This window comes from Paraprevotella xylaniphila YIT 11841 (assembly GCF_000205165.1).
Classification (GTDB): domain Bacteria; phylum Bacteroidota; class Bacteroidia; order Bacteroidales; family Bacteroidaceae; genus Paraprevotella; species Paraprevotella xylaniphila.
This window is the reverse complement of record NZ_GL883865.1, coordinates 214,556-234,424: the sequence shown is the minus strand read 5'-3', so window position 1 is coordinate 234,424 and position 19,869 is coordinate 214,556. Positions and strand designations below refer to the sequence as shown.

At 48.0% G+C, this 19,869-nt stretch carries 17 protein-coding genes; 9 read left to right on the top strand and 8 right to left on the bottom strand.

From position 1 onward, the window contains the following. Nucleotides 1–74: 74 nt before the first annotated feature. The 5 genes from HMPREF9442_RS09880 to dapB form a co-directional block, all read right to left on the bottom strand. Nucleotides 75–3,227: an alpha-L-fucosidase gene (locus HMPREF9442_RS09880; RefSeq protein ID WP_008628120.1), complete on the bottom strand. Its 3,153-nt coding sequence runs from the start codon at nucleotides 3,225–3,227 to the stop codon at nucleotides 75–77. Nucleotides 3,228–3,424: 197 nt separating this feature from the next. Continuing rightward, on the bottom strand, nucleotides 3,425–4,099 hold the full coding sequence (locus HMPREF9442_RS09875) for a WbqC family protein (protein WP_040602932.1): 675 nt from the start codon (nucleotides 4,097–4,099) through the stop codon (nucleotides 3,425–3,427). Then, complete coding sequence (gene lepB / locus HMPREF9442_RS09870; RefSeq protein ID WP_253271084.1) at nucleotides 4,099–4,851, bottom strand: signal peptidase I; 753 nt, start codon at nucleotides 4,849–4,851, stop codon at nucleotides 4,099–4,101. Before lepB ends, HMPREF9442_RS09875 begins: the two co-directional genes overlap by 1 nt. 10 nt (nucleotides 4,852–4,861) lie before the next feature. Continuing rightward, nucleotides 4,862–6,310, bottom strand: a complete 1,449-nt coding sequence (locus tag HMPREF9442_RS09865) for a S26 family signal peptidase (protein WP_008628113.1) — start codon at nucleotides 6,308–6,310, stop codon at nucleotides 4,862–4,864. A 20-nt stretch (nucleotides 6,311–6,330) separates the two neighbouring features. Next, complete coding sequence (dapB, locus tag HMPREF9442_RS09860; protein ID WP_040602906.1) at nucleotides 6,331–7,086, bottom strand: 4-hydroxy-tetrahydrodipicolinate reductase; 756 nt, start codon at nucleotides 7,084–7,086, stop codon at nucleotides 6,331–6,333. 102 nt (nucleotides 7,087–7,188) lie between these two features. On the opposite strand from dapB, the gene HMPREF9442_RS09855 reads away from it, so the two are divergent. The 7 genes from HMPREF9442_RS09855 (at nucleotide 7,189) to HMPREF9442_RS16870 (ending at nucleotide 13,499) form a co-directional block, all read left to right on the top strand. Then, nucleotides 7,189–8,496 (top strand): DUF2851 family protein, encoded by a 1,308-nt coding sequence (locus HMPREF9442_RS09855; RefSeq protein WP_040602905.1) that lies wholly within the window; start codon nucleotides 7,189–7,191, stop codon nucleotides 8,494–8,496. 1 nt (nucleotide 8,497) lies between these two features. Next, the gene (locus tag HMPREF9442_RS09850; RefSeq protein WP_008628108.1) at nucleotides 8,498–8,905 is read left to right on the top strand and encodes an acyl-CoA thioesterase; all 408 of its coding nucleotides are present in this window, start codon (nucleotides 8,498–8,500) and stop codon (nucleotides 8,903–8,905) included. Between the two features lie 4 nt (nucleotides 8,906–8,909). Beyond that, a complete protein-coding gene (dprA, locus tag HMPREF9442_RS09845; protein ID WP_008628103.1) occupies nucleotides 8,910–10,031 on the top strand; it encodes a DNA-processing protein DprA in 1,122 nt (373 codons plus the stop codon). A gap of 179 nt (nucleotides 10,032–10,210) precedes the next feature. Further along, nucleotides 10,211–10,609, top strand: coding sequence for a hypothetical protein (locus HMPREF9442_RS09840; protein WP_147639903.1), 399 nt, complete (start codon nucleotides 10,211–10,213; stop codon nucleotides 10,607–10,609). A 5-nt stretch (nucleotides 10,610–10,614) separates the two neighbouring features. Continuing rightward, nucleotides 10,615–11,760: a DUF4934 domain-containing protein gene (locus tag HMPREF9442_RS09835; RefSeq protein WP_008628099.1), complete on the top strand. Its 1,146-nt coding sequence runs from the start codon at nucleotides 10,615–10,617 to the stop codon at nucleotides 11,758–11,760. A 73-nt stretch (nucleotides 11,761–11,833) separates the two neighbouring features. Then, nucleotides 11,834–12,952 carry a DUF4934 domain-containing protein gene (locus HMPREF9442_RS09830; RefSeq protein WP_040602904.1) on the top strand — a complete coding sequence of 373 codons (1,119 nt, stop codon included), beginning with the start codon at nucleotides 11,834–11,836 and terminating at the stop codon, nucleotides 12,950–12,952. 415 nt (nucleotides 12,953–13,367) lie between these two features. Next, nucleotides 13,368–13,499: a hypothetical protein gene (locus HMPREF9442_RS16870; protein WP_008628092.1), complete on the top strand. Its 132-nt coding sequence runs from the start codon at nucleotides 13,368–13,370 to the stop codon at nucleotides 13,497–13,499. 181 nt (nucleotides 13,500–13,680) lie between these two features. Here HMPREF9442_RS16870 and HMPREF9442_RS09825 read toward each other — a convergent pair whose 3' ends face one another. The 3 genes from HMPREF9442_RS09825 to HMPREF9442_RS09815 are packed head-to-tail and all read right to left on the bottom strand — an operon-like array spanning nucleotide 13,681 to nucleotide 17,186. Then, nucleotides 13,681–14,439 (bottom strand): succinate dehydrogenase/fumarate reductase iron-sulfur subunit, encoded by a 759-nt coding sequence (locus HMPREF9442_RS09825; RefSeq protein ID WP_008619073.1) that lies wholly within the window; start codon nucleotides 14,437–14,439, stop codon nucleotides 13,681–13,683. Between the two features lie 37 nt (nucleotides 14,440–14,476). After that, nucleotides 14,477–16,459, bottom strand: a complete 1,983-nt coding sequence (locus tag HMPREF9442_RS09820; RefSeq protein WP_008628089.1) for a fumarate reductase/succinate dehydrogenase flavoprotein subunit — start codon at nucleotides 16,457–16,459, stop codon at nucleotides 14,477–14,479. Between the two features lie 34 nt (nucleotides 16,460–16,493). Then, nucleotides 16,494–17,186, bottom strand: a complete 693-nt coding sequence (locus tag HMPREF9442_RS09815) for a fumarate reductase (RefSeq protein ID WP_040602903.1) — start codon at nucleotides 17,184–17,186, stop codon at nucleotides 16,494–16,496. Between the two features lie 167 nt (nucleotides 17,187–17,353). Here HMPREF9442_RS09815 and mnmG point away from each other — a divergent pair, with 167 nt between their 5' ends. Continuing rightward, nucleotides 17,354–19,225: a tRNA uridine-5-carboxymethylaminomethyl(34) synthesis enzyme MnmG gene (gene mnmG / locus HMPREF9442_RS09810; protein WP_008628085.1), complete on the top strand. Its 1,872-nt coding sequence runs from the start codon at nucleotides 17,354–17,356 to the stop codon at nucleotides 19,223–19,225. Between the two features lie 61 nt (nucleotides 19,226–19,286). Further along, a complete protein-coding gene (locus HMPREF9442_RS09805) occupies nucleotides 19,287–19,817 on the top strand; it encodes an adenine phosphoribosyltransferase (protein ID WP_008619069.1) in 531 nt (176 codons plus the stop codon). Nucleotides 19,818–19,869 lie beyond the last annotated feature (52 nt).

Genomic DNA, 19,869 nt, shown 5'->3' with positions numbered 1-19,869 from the left:
AACCCGTCCAACTTTTTGGGGGCACTTCAAGATTCCTTTTTTTAACTTTTGAACACCAATAAAATCCTAATCCACTATTTTAAAATTTTACGACCATTCTTTATGTAGATCCCCCGATGAGGTTCCTTACTTAATTTTTGCCCCTTCAAATTGTATAAACGGCCTTCCTCTGAAACAAACCCTGTTTTGGCTGAAGACACGGCATCCCCACCCTGCTTGGGAGAGTAAAGCAGTTGTACTTCTTTCACACGAAACTCTTGCGTCTCACCACCTAAATTCAAACTCGCTTGCCATCCCACATAAATATCTTGAGGTCTGTCAACCATGAATGTAATGGAACGCCAACGTTCATCCTTTTCTCCTACTTTATTAAGAGAATACTTCGCCAAAGAATTGCGTACAAGTTTTTTTGTGGTCATCAGTTCGGTGGCAGCAAACATATAGGCACTGGATGTCAAGCCATAACTTGTTTGAAATTGGACTTTTAGCGTATAGGTACCAGGTTCCAAGTACAATTTACGATAAATGCGTGCGTCAGCGAGTGAGCCTTCTTGGTTTCTGCTACGGTCTTGCCATACTCCCAACATCAAACAATTATAACCCGGATGATTATCTATACCATTTTTTACCCCCTCAGCCCCATTGGGGATTTTAAAGTTTTCTACTTGCCAATATTTGGGAGTTGCGAAACGCGTAGTTACATTTTCGTCCAAACGGGAAAAATTGGAACGTTCGTAAAGAAACGGCAAGGTCACATCTTTCATATCCACAATCAGGCTTTCATCATAACGAAGCAATTGCAAACGGGTGGCCCTGAATTCTTGTGTACTGCTCCCCATAAGCAAATTAGCCTGAAATCCTAACGTCACATCTTGCTCTTCTTCTATAATAAAAGTAATCCCCCACCAACTTTTTGGGGGCACTTCACTTCCGTCATTAGGTGCCGTGTTTAAGCGTGCCCAAGCAATAGACTTAGCCGGTATATCCGCAGTTTGCAGATTTTCAGCATTACCAGGAGTTGCAAACATATAAGCTTCATCCGGTAATTGGTAAGCAGCATTGAAAGTCGCTCCAAAATAGTATGTACCAGGCGTGAGACGTATGGTACGCCGTATGGAAGCCTGGGATAAATCACAATCCGTTGCAGCATTCCGGTCATCCCATACCCCCAACATCAATGCCTCCGTACCACCATAAGCATCAAGCCCCTGCTTGACCCCATCGTTCCCGTTTGGAATATTAAAATCCGTCACCGTCCAATTGGCAGGTTTCCCGAATCTTTTCCCATTTCGTGTATCCGGTGTACGACTGAAACCGGCAGCTTCTTCAAGTTTATCAACAGTCAAGTCTTCGCCCGTATAAAGAGGCGCGGCAGCAGGAGTAACATCCTTACCAAGGCAATCCTCAAATGCCTCACGTAATTTCCGCAAGGCTGCGGCTTGCTCATCGGCAGAGCCTTCAAGACATGCTTCAGCTTCTTCTGCGGCATACTTCAAATCAGACAATGCAGTCACATTAGGGCTACCTGTATTGACAGGCTTTATGCTACCATCAGCTCCTTCGGTAAGAATTTTGCAATAATCGACCAACTCAGCGAGTGAAACCGGTTTGTCCGTACCCGGCTCAAAGGTTATGGCAAACACTGGAGCAATATCATTTGTTTTCTTTTCAGGCAATTGCACCATAAGCCCTTCCATCGTAAGCTTATGCTCCACAACACCGTGACCTAACAGTTCAATGCTTTCAATTTCACCGGAAAAATGTTCGCTTGCGCGCCCTAAATGACGGAATGTGAAAGTCCGCTGCGCAGGCCAACGCATAACGGTGGCAAAAACAGTATCGACATCCTGCTCCGTCTTGGCGTATTTAACGACATAACGCACGTCCTTTGCCGAATAATCGTTGCCTTCATTAAATCCTTGGTTATTAATCGGGCGCGATGCTTCTGCAGAGGGTCCCTCCCCAAATGATTTCCATACACGTGTACCGTATATGGAACGTGAATTCTGATCCATCCAGGCTTTCACGTCGGCAATGAATTTCATCTCCTTGTCATCCAACGTACCATCCCCTTTGATAGGAATGGAAAGCAACAGGTTCCCGTTCTTGCTGACAATATCAACAAGCATGCTTACGACATGCTCGGCAGACTTATATCCAGCATTGTAATCGTTCTCACCATAATGCCAACCACCGATGCAAGTACATGTCTGCCATGGTTTCTCCTGCGGACGGTCTGGAATCCCCCGCTCCACATCCCACATCATAGCCTCCTTATGTATAGGCTCCAAAATCTTTCCGGTCACCACCATTTCAGGATTAGTATTGTAAGCATGGGCAAGGATATTGAGTCCGATGTTCTCATCACACCCATAAAACGGCAACACCGTGTCGTCGAAATAAAGCATGGCCGGATGATAGGCATTCACACATTGCAGCACACGGTTTTGAAATTTCATCTTGTATTCTTCGCTAGGCAAAGACACACCATTGCCCCATGCCCATTGTCCATGTATAGCACCTGCATCTTGCCATCCTGAACTGTGAGGATGACGTTGTGCATAAAGGTCCTGTGGGTCATAACCTTCCCACCATTTTCCCTTACCATCTTCTTTTGTCATATTGCCATCATACGGTTGGGCGATTTCAAACCACGACCAAGCATGGCTACCATGCATAGACACACCTAATGGCATTCCATACTTCTCGCAAGCCTTGGCCCATTCACCTACCACATCACGTTTAGGACCGATATTCACTGAATTCCATGGTTGATAAGGAGAATCCCAACAGTCGAAATTATCATGATGCTGCCCCATGGCAAAGAAATAACGTGCCCCCATGCCATGATAGAGCCCAATGAGATGTTCGGGATCCCATTTCTCGGCTTTCCATGCGTTACACAAGTCCTTATAACCGAAGTCGGTATTAGGTACACAAGGATCACCGAAATGGCTTACATGCCAATTGTAATTTCCGCTGCCCTTGAAATACATGCCACGGGCATACCAGTCACCTCCCGCAGCCTGACATTGGGGATCCCAATGTGCCCAAATACCAAATTTGACATCCTGATACCATTCAGGACACTCCCACTTTCCCAAATTATCCCAATCAGGAGCGTATTCCCCCGTTGCAACAGGCACATCTTGTGCGTTTACAGAAAAAGAGGCCAAGAAAACAAATCCGGCCAAATTCTTTCTCAGATTCAGGTTTTTGTTTTTCATATCATCCTTACATTTAGGTAATTAATATAATGCAGACAAATAATGTCTACAAAAATAGAAGATTTTCCACAATATAAAGTAGGACTATCTTAACAAGGAATAGCATTTTATAAGCATCCTAATATATGTAAGATTGCTAATATTCCTATTTTAACAGGAATCCCAAAACAATGCAGGACTTTTAATTACCCTTCCCCCTATATAACCGAATCACGTAGCACCAAAACCGCCTCCGGTCCCATATTAAACAAAAGGTCGACCACACTTAGGTTAGGCAAGAAACCATGTTTCTCTCTAAACACCTGATAGTAAGAATTAGACACAAATCCCTTATCCATAGCTGAAGGCACTTTCGGGCTAATCTTCTCCCGAAAATCATCTACGGCATATTCGACATATCCCACAGCCGAATCCACGCTATTCATCCCATTTATGACACCATAAGAAGCCGTAGGTAAGACTTTCGGGTGCAAGTCTATAAGTTCGCAAACCTTGGCACGTATTGCTTCGTTAAAATCAAAAAGGAAGTCCCACTTCTGTGTATAAAACGGGAGGAAGTCGTCGGCATAATACTCAAAGAAAGGGCTGTTGCGGTAAGCCGTCTCCAAAGCATTCCAATGCAAATGCCGCCAATTGCCATGGTCGGAAATACGGATGTCTTTCATAAGGCACTTATCCGTGCCTGGCTTCACCACCGGAACGGTCAACGCTTGCACACCGGAAGGAGAAGCGATGAGGCAACGGTTACGGTAGGTCTGCTTCACATAATGTTCATGGGCCTCCATCCACACTTCGGGATAGGCATACAGCTTGGCATAGTATTGCACTGGGCCGAAATAAGTCGTAGAAAGTAAACAAACAGTATTCATCATCATGGATTTGGATTCTCCTGAGACACCTTCATCATCGTGCGGTGAGCACGAAACCGGGCATACCAAGGCACTTTGGTATCCCAAGAATAAAGAATACGGCTCAACCTACCGATAATGTATGTATCGGGCACAAAACCGAAAGTTCGTGAATCGGCATGGTTACGCTCATTGGCCGACGACATCCAATAATAGTCGTGGGTAAAACGGAAACTTGACACGAAATGCCCTGACACACAAAGCGAATCATGGATAATGGCTGCATGCACTCCTTCGTGTAGATTAATCATACGGCAATACCATTGCATATTATCGGGCGTGAGCGTGACATAAGCATTCTTCCGGGGAAGCTCAACCACCCTGCATGAGCGACCGACACGCGGACAGGCACGATAGACCTTTCCCAACGAATCAATCCACAAGCTATCGCCAGGAACGGCATAACAGAACCCTATAAAAACATCGCGCTCATCTATAAACCGTTCATCATCCTCACCTGCAGAAGGATCGTTGAAAGCCACCCAATCGCCCCTTGGCACGGGTTCAGCCCACCAACGCACATCCCCCCACCAACGCATAGGCGACAGACGCAACCCGTATGCCATACGGTTCACCGCCACACGGTCACCTGCCATGAAGACGGGACGCTCGCCATCCTCAGGTATCTCGATGAGAGACACCCAACACCCTCTGACCAAGACCACCCCGATGGCAGCGGCCAGCAGCACGGCACACAATCGTCCAACCGTCTTCAACCTATGTCGTCTATTTGATATTGTCTACCCAACGGAACAGGCGATTCCACCGCACATGGCCGTCGAACCATCCACGGTCTTTATCCAACGAAAGCCAAATAAGTATCGGCTTGCCCACAATGTGGTCTTCGGGAACAAAACCCCAATAACGCGAATCGGCCGAATTATGGCGGTTATCACCCTGCATCCAATAGTAATCCATCTTGAACGTATAGCTGTCCGCCTGTTTTCCGTTAATGAAAATCTTCCCGTCCTTCACTTCAAGGTCGTTATGTTCGTATACTCGGATAGGACGTTCATACACGGCGATATTGTCCATGGTCAGTTTGACGGACTCACCTTTGGCAGGAATCCACACGGGACCGTAATTGTCACGCGTCCAACCCGTCCAGGCATTGAGCGGATACAAACCATCAGGCACGGAATTCGTACTGTCGTAAGCAATACTGTCCACAATGTCCGTACAAGTTTTCAGACGTTCGTAAGCACGCTGTGTCAGAGGCATCGTCCCCGTTTCGGACAGCGAGGCCAAATCTTCCTGGCTGATGCCCAATTCACGCACCAACTCGTCCGGAATATCTTGTTTCAGACGTACGAAGTAATCGTACTGCACATTGTCCGGCTCCTTGTTGGGTTTCCCATCCAGATAGACCACATGATTCTTGATTTGAAGTGTCTGTCCGGGCAGTCCCACGCAGCGTTTCACATAATTTTCCCGGCGATCTACCGGCCGCGACATCACTCCTCCGAACATTTGGGAATTCTGGTCGATATACTGACGACCCATAGCATAAAGTTCGGCAAAGAAGTCACGCTGCTGCTGTCGGGTGAGCGAATCCAAAAGCGGATAACCACCATGCAGCTGCATATATTGCTGACCGCCGATACCGTATGCGATGGCATAAAAATCCATGTTCTGGTATTCCGGGTTCACGGTCACCGTATCGCCCGCCGGGTAATTGAACACCACGATATCGTTCAACTGTACCCGTCCGCCCGGAACACGCTCGTAATCCCACTGCGGCCATTCGATATACGACTTGCACCCCACAAGAGGCATTGTGTGCTGCGTAAGCGGCATGGACAAAGGTGTCTGCGGCTTGCGCGGCCCGTAGCTCATCTTGCTCACGAACAGGTAATCGCCCACCAAAAGCGACTTTTCGAGCGAAGACGATGGAATCGTATAATTTTGGAAAAAATAGATATTGACGAAATACACAGCCACTAAAGCAAACACGATGGCATCCACCCAACTCATCACCGTGCGCGTCACGGGACTTTCTGCTTCTTTCCACCATGTCCAAGGAATGCGTTTCGTGATGTAAGCGTCATAGATGAACGGCACAACCAACAATCCCCACCAACTCTTGATCCATACAAGAAAAGCCAAATAGAGGGCCATTACGACGCCCATCTTTATCCATTGTGCCCGTGTGGGCTTCTGCCTGAGTTTCTTCATGTCTTTCTTTCAAATGTCGTTTAAAATTGGAATAAATCATCCATCGTAAGCAACCCCTCATGTGTGGCCGTATATTCGGCAGCCAGTACGGCACCCAACGCAAACCCTTTCCGGTTGTGCGCATCATGGGTAATCGTAATGCAGTCCGCCTCGCTGTCATAAACCACAGAATGTATGCCCGGCACCTCGCCACGGCGTATGCTGTCCACCCGCAATTCGTTGGCTGCACACGCCTCCGTACCGCTCACCGTACCATCCGGTGCCGTAAACGTACCCTTCACCCATTTGTCTTTACGACCGATGGCATGGATCAGGTCTTCGGCCAACGTAATGGCCGTCCCGCTCGGCGCATCCAACTTATGCACATGGTGCACTTCCTCCATCCTCACATCGTAGGCCGGAAAACCGGACATGATGTGCGCCAGATAACGGTTTACAGCCCCGAAGATAGCCACGCCGAGGCTGAAGTTGCTGCTCCAGAAAAGCGTATGTCCCTCTTCGCGACACAAGCGGCGTACTTCTTCGCCATGTTCGGGTATCCATCCCGTACTGCCCGACACCACTTTTACCCCGGCGGCAAAAGCCTGCAGATAATTGTCGTATGCCGTCTGGGGCGTAGTAAACTCGATAGCCACATCTGCACTCCGGAAAGCTTCCGAAGCGAAGTCTTCGCGGTTGTCGATGTCGATGATACTCACTATTTCATGGCCACGTTCCAAAGCGATTTGCTCTATCATGTGACCCATCTTGCCATAGCCAATTAATGCGATTTTCATATTTTTCAAGTAATATGCTGATATTTTCTCTCGCAAAGATAGGGATTTGACTTGAATTTCATTACTTTTGTTAGTAAAAATAAACTTTTCAGCCCTTGCACCATGGAAAAGCTGCTGCACTACATCTGGAAATACAAACTCTTTCCACTCAAACCGTTGCAAACCACAGACGGCCAAACGGTAGAGGTCATCGACCCGGGAACACTCAACAGAAACGCCGGCCCTGACTTTTTCAACGCCAAAATCAAACTGGACGGGACGACATGGGTGGGCAACATCGAGATTCACGGACGATCCACCGACTGGTACGTCCACGGTCATCACGAAGACATACATTATAACAACGTCATCCTGCATGTGACGGAAACAGCCGACCGCCCCGTCACCACACAAGACGGAAAGACACTTCCACAGATGAAACTGGAAGTTCCGGGCTACCTGCGCGAGAACTACGAGGAACTGTGCCGAACAACGGATTATCCGCGATGCCACCGCATCATTCCTCAAATCGACCCGTTCACAGTGCACAGTTGGATGAACGCCCTGCTTTACGAACGGTTGGAACAACGTGCTCAAGCTGTAGCCGCCCGTGTGGAAAAACTGCAAGGCGATTGGGAACGGGCTTATTTCATCACCCTGTCCCGCAATTTCGGTTTCGGCATCAACGGGGACGCTTTCGAAACGTGGGCACAACATATCCCGTTGCAAGCTGTGGCACACCACCGCGACAACCTGTTCCAGATAGAAGCCGTATTCATGGGCCAGGCCGGATTGTTGGACTTCGATACAATTCCGAAAAAATACCGCGACGAAGCCATCGACGATGATTATTATCCCCGGTTGAAACGGGAATATGACTATCTGGCACATAAGTTTGCCCTTACGGCCATGGACGCGGCAGCATGGAAATTCCTGCGCCTGAGACCGCAGAACTTTCCCCATGTGCGCATCGCGCAGCTCACCCAACTGTATTATAACCAAACGGCAGGATTTTCCCGGTTACTGGAAGCCCGGACATTGGAAGAACTGCACGACATGCTCTCCACACACGCCACACCCTATTGGGAGTCGCACTATACTTTCGGATGCCCAAGCCACAAAAACGCCAAAGCCCTGACGGCAGGCTCATTGAACCTTATCACCATCAACACCGTCGTCCCGCTGCTGTATGCCTACGGACAAACCCATGGTAATGACAAATATTGCGAACGGGCTTTGCAATTCTTAGAACCAATCAAGGCGGAAAACAACTATATCACGCGCCAATGGGCCGAATGCGGCATCAAAGTGGACAGCGCGTCGGATTCGCAAGCGCTCATCCAACTGAAAAAAGAGTATTGCGACCGGAAATACTGCCTGCATTGCCGCTTTGGCTATGAATTCCTGAAACGAAAAAATACTTCTGAATAAAATGAAAACGGATTATATCTTTGAACTGGAGATGAAGGTACGCGACTATGAATGCGACCTGCAAGGCATCGTAAACAATGCCAACTACCAACATTATATCGAACACACCCGGCACGAGTTCCTGCTCGCACAAGGCATCAGTTTTGCCGACTTGCACGCACAGGGCATAGACGCAGTGGTGGCACGGCTGAACATGGCCTTCAAAACACCCCTGAAAAGCGGAGACCGTTTCGTCAGCAAACTGCGCGTAGAGAAAGAAGGTATCAAATATGTATTCTATCAGGACATTTTCCGCCTGCCGGACATGAAATGTTGCCTGAAGAGCCAGGTAGACACCGTATGCCTGATAGAAGGCCGTTTGGGAACTTGCCGCGAACTGGACGACATCGTGCCGAAACCGGAAGATTAAGCTTATGACCGAACAGGAAATTATCTACACCATGGCCTTGACGCGGGTGCCACGTGTCAACACTGCCGCCCAACACCGCCTGATGGAAGAATTGGGCAGTGCCTCGGCTGTGTTCGACCACCGCCATCACATCCGTGACTTTTATCCCGAAGCTTCGGACAAACTGGCTGCCGCACTACAAGAAATGGAAGCCCAAGTGCCCCGTGCGGAAGAAGAACTAGAATTTGCCCGCCTGCATCACATCCGCTGCCTGTGTTACCACGATGCAGATTATCCCTCACGCCTTCGGGAATGCGACGACGCTCCTTTGCTTCTCTATTATAAAGGCAATACAGACCTGAACCGGACACATGTCATCAACATGGTGGGTACGCGCCACTGCACGGAATACGGGAAAGACATTTGCCGCCGCTTCGTGGACGAATTGGCCACCCTTTGTCCTGACGTGTTGGTGGTAAGCGGGTTGGCCTACGGGATAGACATCCACAGCCATCGTGCGGCATTGGACAACGGACTGGATACCGTAGGCGTACTGGCACACGGATTGGACCAGATATATCCCCGCCTGCACCGCGACACAGCCATACAAATGATGTCGCAAGGCGGACTGCTCACGGAATTCATGAGCCGTACGAACGCCGACAAGGTAAACTTCGTACGCCGAAACCGCATCGTGGCAGGCATGGCGGATGCCACCATCGTGGTGGAATCGGCCGAAAAGGGCGGCGCACTGATTACGGCAGACATCGCCACGAGCTACCATCGCGATGTGTTCGCCTTTCCGGGCCGCGTGGGCGACCCTTACTCACAAGGCTGCAACCGCCTGATACGGGACAGCAAAGCTGCCCTGCTGCAAAACGCGCAAGATTTCGTGGAAGCCATGGGATGGCAATCTCGTTCATCGGAAAAGCAAAAAGCCGACGGCATACAAGGCGAACTATTCCCCGACTTGTGCGAAGAGGAACAGCGTATTGTGGACTGCCTGCGCCAGTCGGAATGCCTGCAAATCAACGCACTGGCCGTGGCGACGAACCTTCCGGTACATAAGCTCAGTGCTTTTCTCTTCAATCTGGAAATGAAAGGCGTGGTCAGGCTCTTAAGTGGAGGAATGTACCGGTTGGCATGAAGAAGGAATCAAGAATAGACATCTTGTTACATTCTCTTTTTCCCCCGTAACACACTCATCAAAATGATACAAATTCAAACAAACCTGCAACATGGGAGAAAATGCCTTTTAAGAAATTGGTATACTTTTGCAACGGGGTTGGATGTTCCAATCTCATAATCATTAAATACACGAAAAAGATGAAGACATTAACAAAAGGTATTTTGGGAGTTGCTATTACCGCAGCATGCGCGTATTGTGGGTATACCACCTATGATTCTTACATTTACCAACAAGAAAACGCCTTGTTGCTCGCCAACGTGGAAGCGTTGGGACAGAATGAATCAGGACCATTAGGACCATCAGAATGCCCCGGCCCTGAAATTTATTCCATATCTGGTGTAATCGATGCACAACTGAGTTCTAAAACACATAAAAACGACTCAACAGATGTAGTCACAGTATATGCATGTAAGAAATGTGTTGCAACAGGAAGCGGAAGCTTACAAGGCACCAACAATTTGTATTTTGATTTTAGATATGAAAATGAAAGAGAGGAACCGTGTGACGGTAAACATTATAATTTGCCATCATTTTAATAAAGATGAAAATGAATTTAAGCAAAATATTGGCAACCATTATCATGGGACTTATATATGCTTCATGCACACCATCTGAGCATTTAAACAATATAAAAGTCGAACTTTTTGATAGTGGACATTCACTTACATTCTCTTCTTTTTTGGAGGGATATAAAATTATATCGCTATCTTCTGATACCTCTGAAGCCATTGTACACTACCCAGACAGGTTATTGTTCTTCGACAATAGAATTTTCGTCATGGATAGAGGAGGAAATAAAATCATCATGTATGATAGGAATGGGAAATTCCTCAAATCCACAGCAAAAATGGAGGGACGAGGACACAATGAATATATTCGGGTAATTGATGCCTCTATAGATGAAAAAGACAAAAAACTCTACGTACATTGTGACGCACCTTACCAAATGATGATATTCGACCTCGACCTCAATTTGGAAAAAATAATTCCTATGGATTATTATATGGGAGAAATAGCCATAGAAGGGAATCAACTTTATGGAATTTGTTACAATGAACCGAAAGATGGAGGCGGCTATAGATTTGTTACAGTAGACAAAAAGGACTTAAAAAAAGAACCCACAACACTCTTATCGTTTGAAAATGCAATAATAGGAAGATGGACATTGGGAAAATCCCTCATGCCTTGCCATGACGGAGTCTATGTTTGCCTACCATTCGATACTCGAATCTACAAATTCAAAGATGCAACTGTCACGGAAGAATATAACATGGATTTCGGAGAGAAGGGCCTCATTGAACATCCCGTGACCAAAGATATGAACCCAAGATGGTTTGATAAAAACTATCGCGACATCAATTGGTCTATTGTGAACATGACCGAATCTGATTCCATATTATTATTCAATACCAATAAAGCACACGCATTCATCATGAACAAGAACCAATACAAATGTAGTGGGTACTTGAATTTCGACAATGATATATTCCCTATCGCATGTGCAAGAATAATTCCATCACAAGGGCTGTCAAATGGAGTGGTTTACTTCACAATACCTAGTTCCATAGAAAACATGTTGGAACAAGTCAAGAAAGGCAATGAGCCATTGACACCTGCCATAAAAGAAATTAAGCAAAAGTTCGACCCTGACGGCAATCCTATGCTCATTGTTTGGGATATCAAATAATAAATCTCCGGCAGAAGTACTCCCTGCCGGAGATTTTCTCCTTAAAAACATGTCAAACCCAAAGAACAATCAAATGAAACACAATATTTTTTTATACACCGCCTTTCTGGCCTGCCTTTCATGCAGCACGAAACAAAAAGTGACGGTAGAATACAAGGACTACCGCCCCCTCAACATGTCGTCGTTCATCACCCTCCAAAAGAACATCCTGTTGGACACTCCGACAGAAGAAAGCCGCATCCAAGATTTCCATATCGGACGGCTGCTTTTCGCCCAAGACAAACTGTACGTAATGGATGACATGGGAAACAAAATCCTGATGTTCGACGGTGAGGGAAAGTTCCTCAAATCCATAGGCGGTGCAGCAGGAGAAGTTTCCGGAAACCGCCTCAAAATACAGGATGCCGCCCTTGACGCACAATCACAAAAGCTCTATGCCTATTGCAGCACAACTTGCCAAATCATGGTGTTCGATCTCGACCTGAATGTGGAAAAGACCATCCCAATGGTTACTCCCTTGCTCGAAATCGGCTTGGACGGAAACTGCCTGTATGCCATCCGGACATCCCTGAAAAGAGACGGTTGTGAGCTTGTGGTGTTCGACAAGAACCGGTTGGAGGACGCGCCTTCCGTCTTGTGGAAACAAACAGGTATCCCCTCTGGGAAACAAACTCCCGGAGAAACATTCATCCTGCCCGGAAAATCGCTTTCACCGTCTGAAGACGGCACCTATGCAAGCTTGCCGCAAAGTAACCGGATTTGCCAAATACGGAATGGGAAAATCACGGCAACCTACAACTTGGATTTTGACGGGCAAGCCCCTCAATCCGCGTCCTATAACATCTACAACATCTGTGCCTCGGACTCCTTCCTGATTTTCAACACGGACAGCTCTAAGTCATGGTTCATCCTGAACCGAAAGACCGGAAAATGCATCGTAGATGAAAACCTGCGCAACGACGTGTGCCTTGGGCACAATTCCCGGCTTATCCCCGTGCAGGGAACAGACAACGGAATGGCATACGGCATGCCGGCCGCATTCGTGTCACAAACGCTGCAGCACCTCAAAAAGCACAAGGAGGAATTCGAGCAATTCGACCAAATGAAATTATATCGTCCTTACCTGCCTTTCCTCGAAAAGGACATCGCTCCACAGGACAACCCGATGCTATATCTTTGGGAAATCAGGTAAACCGATATAAACTAACTTTCTGACCATTGGCATAAAGATACTCCACTTTTTTCTATTTCACCTTCAAAGGGTGTCAGACTTACAACCACAAAAAGCCATATATTTACTTTCAAAAAGACAACATCACAAAACCAGAATGATAAATACATGAACATTTCGCTATAAAAACATAAAATAAGGCCACAAAACGGTAAATCAGCGACAGGCCAACACTGCGATATTTGCAAACAGACGTACTTCCGCCCGCAAATTCCGCAAGGATTTCAAGGTTCCGTCCGAGTTCCGCAAAGCTGTCAGACAGAAAGTATGTTAAAAACATAAGCCATTTCGCAATACATATCCCAACGTAGTATTAAGCCGTTTTTGGGAACGAACAAAGCAATACCGTACCTTTGGAAAGAAATACAAAAAGGCGATGGAGCAAAGTATCTGGCAAGAGATAGGACAGCTATACCATTTCATGGCATCCCAATTAAAGAAATCGCTTTCTTTGGAGATTGAGAAGTTCAATGCTTCACAGAAGAAAGGTTTTGGCTTTCTATTCTAAAATATATCAGGAGCAGCTTTTGTTTTTTCGGCAGACGCCCCCAAAAACGCCCCCTCCAAGGGATTTCCCAAAAACACATTCCAGACGACCATAGACCAAAATAAAACGCGTCCACCCTGAACGGGGGACGCGCTTCATATTCCATGCAAACGTGCTTAGGAAAAGCCTAAGCGCTCGCCTTTTAGTCGTTCAACTTTGCCTTGATGAACTCACGGTTCAGACGGGCGATATTGGCGATACTTTCACACTTCGGACATACGGCCTCACAAGCGCGGGTGTTCGTACAGTTACCGAATCCAAGTTCGTCCATCTTGGCAATCATGGCCTTGGCACGACGAGCAGCTTCAGGACGGCCCTGCGGCAACAAAGCCAACTGGCTCACCTTGGAAGAGACGAACAACATGGCAGAACCGTTCTTGCAAGCTGCCACGCAGGCACCGCAACCGATACAGCTAGCGCAATCCATAGCTTCGTCGGCATTCTGCTTCGGAATCAAAATGGCATTGGCATCCTGAGGCTGTCCCGTACGCACGGTCACATAACCGCCGGCTTGCATGATTTTATCGAAAGCCGTACGGTCTACCATGCAGTCTTTGATAACCGGGAAACCGGCGGAACGCCACGGCTCCACGGTAATCGTATCACCGTCCTTGAATTTACGCATATAAAGCTGGCATGTAGTGGCACCGCGTTCGGTCTTGCCGTGGGGCGTACCGTTGATATACAAAGAACACATACCGCAGATGCCTTCCCGGCAATCGTGGTCGAATACGAACGGCTCTTTGCCTTCTTCTACCAGTTGTTCATTCAAAATGTCCAACATCTCCAGGAATGAGGTATCGCCCGGTATGTCTTTCATCTCACGCTCGTCAAAATGGCCCTTGTCTTTCGGTCCGTTCTGGCGCCAATATCTAAGCTTAAATGATATATTTTTCTCCATTGTTGTTTTTCTTTATAATCGTTGAACAAACCGTTTATTAGCTCTTGTAGTTACGTGTCTGAACCTTGATGGCTTCGTAAACGAGAGGTTCCTTGTACAATACGGGAGCCACGTCGTCGGAGCCTTGGTACTCCCAGCAAGACACGTAGAAGTAGTTCTCGTCGTCACGCTTGGCTTCGCCTTCTTCCGTCTGGTATTCTTCGCGGAAATGACCGCCGCAAGACTCGTTACGGTTCAGGGCATCGTAAGCGATGAGTTCGCCCATAGTGATGAAATCGTTCAGGCGCAAAGCCTTCTCCAATTCGATGTTCACGCCTTCCGTAGAACCCGGGATGAACAAGTTAGTCTCGAACTCCTGACGAATCTCCTTCAACAGTTTCAACGCTGTCTTCAGACCTTCTTCCGTACGGCCCATGCCGACATATTCCCACATGATATGACCCAGTTTCTTGTGGATGGAATCCACTGATTCCTTACCCTTGATGCCCATCAAATGGTCGATGCGCGCCTGCACGGCCTTCTCTGCCTCCGCGAATTCAGGCAGCTCGGTAGAGAAACGCGGAACGGTAATCTGATCGGCCAGATAGTTCTGGATGGTGTAAGGCAGGACGAAGTAACCGTCGGCCAAGCCTTGCATCAAAGCGGAAGCACCCAAACGGTTGGCACCGTGGTCGGAGAAGTTACATTCACCGATGGCGAACAAGCCCTTGATGGAAGTCTGAAGCTCGTAATCTACCCAGATACCGCCCATCGTGTAGTGGATAGCCGGATAAATCATCATCGGGTTATAGTATTTCACGCCATTGATTTCGTTGGCCAACTTGCCAGGATTCACGTCGGTGATTTCTTCGTACATGTCGAAGAGGTTGCCGTAACGCTGGAGCACCACGTCGATACCCAAACGCTCGATACTCTCTGAGAAGTCGAGGAATACGGCCAAACCGGTATTGTTCACACCAAACCCCTTGTCACAACGCTCCTTGGCTGCACGTGAAGCCACGTCGCGAGGTACCAAGTTTCCGAAAGCAGGATAACGGCGTTCCAGATAATAGTCACGGTCTTCCTCCGGAATATCGCTGCCCTTTTTGGTTCCGGCCTGCAATGCCTTGGCATCTTCCAACTTCTTCGGCACCCAGATACGGCCGTCGTTACGCAGAGACTCTGACATCAAAGTCAGTTTGGACTGCTTGTCGCCGTGGACGGGAATACATGTCGGATGAATTTGTACGTAAGCGGGGTTTGCGAAATAAGCTCCCTTGCGGTAACACTGCATGGCAGCCGAACAGTTGCAGCCCATGGCGTTGGTAGAAAGGAAATACGTATTACCGTAACCTCCGGTAGCGATAACTACGGCATGGGCGGCAAAACGCTCCAATTTACCGGTCACCAGGTTGCGGGCGATAATACCGCGTGCACGGCCGTCCACCATCACCAAATCCATCATCTCGTAACGGGTGAACAATTTCACCGTACCGGCATTCACCTGACAGCTCAAAGCCGAATAAGCACCGAGCAACAACTGCTGTCCGGTCTGTCCTTTGGCGTAGAACGTACGGGATACCTGTGCGCCACCGAACGAACGGTTGGCCAACATGCCTCCGTATTCGCGGGCAAAAGGAACACCTTGTGCCACACACTGGTCGATGATGTTGTTGGAAACCTCGGCCAAGCGGTACACATTGGCTTCACGGGCACGGTAGTCGCCACCCTTCACCGTATCGTAGAACAAACGGTAAACGGAGTCACCGTCGTTCTGGTAATTCTTGGCCGCATTGATACCTCCCTGTGCGGCGATGGAGTGTGCGCGGCGCGGAGAATCCTGAATACAGAAATTAAATACTTTGAATCCCATCTCGCCGAGAGAAGCTGCGGCAGAGGCACCGGCCAGACCGGTACCGACCACGATGATGTCCAAACGGCGCTTGTTGGCCGGATTCACCAATTTCTGATGTGCCTTATAATTGGTCCATTTCTCAGCTACCGGTCCTTCCGGAATCTTGGAATCGATTATCTTTGTCATAGTTCGTTTCAATTTAATGATTCATTAATTAATATTAGTAGCACACGCTTCCGCTGCAACCGCCGCAGAAAGAGAAATACAATGCCACTACCAAGAACATCAGGATGACGATAGTGGTGTAGATGTTGCCGATGCACTTCCAACGGTTGAACCACACCTTACCGTTCCAACCCAGTGTCTGGATGGCACTCCAGAAGCCGTGCGTCAAATGGAACCACAGGGCAGCAAGCCAGATGATGTACAATACGGTATAAACCGGACAACTGAACGTTTTCACGATGTAACCGTAACCATCCGTTGCATGCAGGCCGCCCATGTAGGGATCGCCCATCAACTCGGCGAACATCATGTTATACCAGAAATTGTACAGGTGCAGAACCATGCCCAACACAACGATGATGCCCAACACCAACATGTTCTGTGAAGCCCACTCCACCTTGTCAGGCTTGCTCGTCACGTCGTAACGGTTGTTACCGCGCGCCTTACGGTTTTGCATCGTCAGCCAGAAAGCATAGATGATGTGAATAACCACCAAAGCCGCTAATGCCAACGTTGCCGCTACGGCGTACCAGTTGGAGCCCAGAAATTCACAAATCATGTTATAGCCTTCTGCCGAGAACAGAGCCACAACGTTCATCGACGCATGGAACGTCAAGAACAGGACAAGCGCGATACCGGTAACCGACATCACCACTTTCCTACCAATAGATGAATCACATAACCACATAAATGATTGAATTTAAAATATTTAATAAATAATATAAAGGAATTCCTACATCTTCATCCTCCTGATAAGGTTCTGCAAAATTACTCTAAATCCTGAATAACACAAAGAAATAGCCGAATTATATTCCTAAAAATCACTACTTTTGTAACCGTAAAAACAAGTTAAAAATGAAGTTCGACTACGATGTGATAGTGATAGGCGGCGGCCATGCAGGCTGCGAAGCAGCAGCAGCCTCTGCCAACATGGGAGCGCAAACCTGCCTTGTCACCATGGACATGAACAAGATAGGACAAATGAGCTGCAATCCAGCCGTGGGGGGCATTGCCAAAGGACAAATCGTCCGGGAAATAGACGCTTTGGGCGGCTACATGGGTATAGTGACCGACCGCACTGCCATACAATTCCGTATGCTCAACCGTTCAAAAGGACCGGCCATGTGGAGCCCCCGCGCCCAGTGCGACCGTGGAAAATTCATCTGGGCATGGCGGGAAATCCTGGAAAATACACCCAATTTGCATATCTGGCAAGACCAAGTGAAGGAACTCCTCGTAGAGCACGGAGAAGTGACAGGTGTGAAAACCTATTTCGACGTGACGATTCGGGCACGGTGCGTCATCCTGACGGCCGGCACATTCCTGAACGGCTTGATGCACATCGGACACACGCAGTTGCCCGGAGGCCGTGTGGCCGAACCGGCATCATACCATTTGACCGAATCCATCGCCTGCCATGGTATAAACTACGGGCGGATGAAAACAGGGACACCGGTACGCATCGACGGAAGAAGCGTACATTTCGAGGAAATGGAAATACAGGAGGGAGAACACGACTACCATAAATTTTCATTCATGGGGCGCGACCGCCAACTGAAACAACTTCCGTGTTGGACTTGTTTTACCAATCCGGAAGTCCACGAAGTACTGAGAAGCGGCTTACCGGATTCCCCCCTTTACAACGGACAAATCCAAAGCATAGGACCGCGCTACTGCCCGAGCATCGAGACTAAACTGGTCACCTTTCCCGAACGCGGCCAACACCAACTTTTCTTAGAGCCGGAAGGCGAAAGCACGCAAGAATATTATCTAAACGGATTTTCATCGAGCCTGCCACTCCACATCCAAATCGAAGCCTTGAAAAAAATCCCGGCTTTCCGCGATTTGGCCATATACCGTCCGGGCTATGCCATAGAATACGATTATTTTGACCCCACCCAACTGTACCATACGTTGGAATCGAAAATACTGCCGGGCTTGTTCATGGCCGGACAAGTCAACGGGACCACAGGTTACGAAGAAGCAGGCGGGCAAGGCATCGTAGCCGGCATCAACGCCGCCTTGAAATGTTCCGGAGGAGAACCTTTCATCATGCATCGCGACGAATCCTATATCGGCGTACTCATCGACGATTTAGTCACTAAAGGAGTAGACGAGCCTTATCGCATGTTCACGTCGCGGGCAGAATATCGTATCTTGCTTCGCCAGGATGATGCAGACGCACGCCTCACGGAACGTTCTTACCAGATAGGACTGGCTACACGTGAACGCTATGACCATTGGCTTTCTAAAAAGGAAGCTGTCGAGCATATCGTAAGTTTCTGCAAAGACTTCTCGTTGAAACCGGCCCTGATCAATCCCGGACTGGAAGCTTTAGGCACGACACCGCTCAAATACGGATGCAAACTTTTCGAATTAATCAACCGTCCGCAAATCACGGTGAAAAACATTGCCGAACATATCACACCGTTAAAGGCCCTGCTCGACACATTGACCGACCGACGGGATGAAATCATCGAAGCCGCCGAAGTATTGATAAAGTATGATGGGTATATTGCCCGCGAAAGAATCATCGCCGACAAGATGCAGCGCTTGGAAAGCATTAAGATAAAAGGCCGCTTCGATTACAAAAGCATGATTTCCCTGTCTACTGAGGCCCGCCAGAAATTAGAGAAAATCAACCCGGAAACATTGGCACAAGCCGGACGCATCCCTGGCGTTTCTCCTAGCGACATCAACGTGCTGCTCGTGCTTTTGGGACGGTAGCCAAAAGCTCTACGTTTCACGTGAAACAAAACTTAAATTATCAACAGATAAAATACTGGTTATGAACAATCCAACATTACTGAAGAATCTGCGAAACATTCCGGACTTCCCTATACCCGGAGTTCAGTTCAAGGACGTAACGACACTCTTCAAAAACGCGAAGTGCATGAAGATCATGCTGAATGAATTGTATGAAATCTATAAGGACAAAGGCATCACAAAGGTGGTCGGCATAGAGTCGCGCGGCTTCGTCCTCGGTGCCGCCCTTGCGGTGAAACTGGGTGCTGGTTTCGTCATGTGCCGGAAACCCGGAAAGCTTCCGGCCGAAACCTTACAGGAAAGTTATATGAAAGAATACGGCAAGGATACGATAGAAATACATAAAGATGCCATTGACGAAAAAGACGTGGTGCTCATTCATGACGATTTGCTTGCCACAGGCGGTTCCATGAAAGCGGCCTACAACTTGGTGAAGAAGTTTAATCCGGCACACGTCTACATCAATTTCATTATCGAACTGACGGGCGAAGGATTGAACGGACGCGAGGTTTTCGACGAAGGCATTGAAATCAGCACCCTCCTACGTGTCTAAAAATTGCTTTTTCAACGGGGACATGCAGCACGCTGTATTGTCCCCTTTCCAT